This is a genomic window from Bacillus sp. JJ1503, from assembly GCF_036965125.1.
Lineage (GTDB): Bacteria > Bacillota > Bacilli > Bacillales > Cytobacillaceae > Cytobacillus.
Map to the genome: position 1 here is coordinate 1 of NZ_JBALOZ010000518.1, position 1,160 is coordinate 1,160.

2 protein-coding genes are annotated in these 1,160 nt (G+C 39.7%); both read right to left on the reverse strand.

Going from position 1 to position 1,160, the window contains the following annotated elements; all coding sequences use genetic code 11:
- Positions 1 to 535: response regulator transcription factor (locus tag V7149_RS26160; protein ID WP_335348472.1), on the reverse strand; the 535-nt coding region annotated here is incomplete at its 3' end.
- An 11-nt stretch (positions 536 to 546) separates the two neighbouring features.
- Positions 547 to 1,160 (reverse strand): sensor histidine kinase (locus V7149_RS26165; protein WP_335348473.1); only part of this gene is annotated, 614 nt, incomplete at its 5' end.

Consider the following 1,160-nt stretch of genomic DNA (forward strand, 5'->3'; position numbering starts at 1 on the left):
TATCTAGAATTTGCGAGATATAATTTCGGACAGTCCCTGTTTTAATGCTCAATTCATCAGCAATTTCTTTCGTGTTTTTTCCATCAGCCACAAGCTCAAGAACCGCTTTTTCCCGATCTGTTAAAGGGTTTTCTTCGTTATAAACATCATCCATTAATTCTGGCGCATAAATTCTTCTTCCGGCCATCACAGTTCTGATTGAGTCTGCCAGCTCTTCACTTGGACTATCCTTTAATAAATAGCCTCGTACACCAGCCTTCAATGCTCTTTGAAAATAACCTGTTCTTGCAAAAGTGGTTAGGATAATGACCTTGCAACCGGATTCCTTTAATTCTTCCGCTGCCTCAAGTCCACTTTTTTCCGGCATTTCGATATCCATCATACAAACGTCTGGCTTATATTTTTTTACGAGTGAAATGGCTTCTTCTCCATTGCTCGCTTTTCCGACTACTTCCATATCATCTTCCAAATTGAGCAGTGAACCTAATGCCCCTAACATCATGCGCTGGTCCTCTGCAATGACAATCCGAATCATGAATGTTCCTCCTAATCTGCCTGCTTTATAACATTTGGTACTTTCATCGTAATGGCAGTCCCATCTTGTTCACTGATATCTAGCGTGCCATTGACAAATTCCAGCCGTTCTTTAATACCAAGTAATCCGCTGCCTTTTAACTCGTCATAATTGCTTCCGATACCAATCCCGTTATCTTTAATCTTTATACAGACCTCATTTGCTGTTTGCTCAATTGTTATTTTACATTTCGTAGCCTTGCTATGCTTAACAACATTTGTTACTGCTTCCTTCATACACATGCTGAGAATGTTCTCAAGAAAAATGGATACATTAGTAAGCTTTAGTTCATTGCTGCAAATGAATTCGATTTGTGCTGCATCAAGAAGCTGCTTTATGCTAACAAGTTCTTCTTTTATCCGTATACCCCTCATTTGAGAAACCATTTTTCGTACTTCATTTAATGCTGTTCTAGCCGTTTGCTGAACATCCTTCATTTCATTTCGTGCTTGTTCCTGGTCTTTGTACACTAATCTTCTTGCCAAATCACTCTTTAATCCAATGAGAGAGAGCTTTTGCCCTAATGTATCATGCAAATCTCGGGCGATTCTCTGGCGTTCTTCCTGTTTCACGAGATCCGCTATTC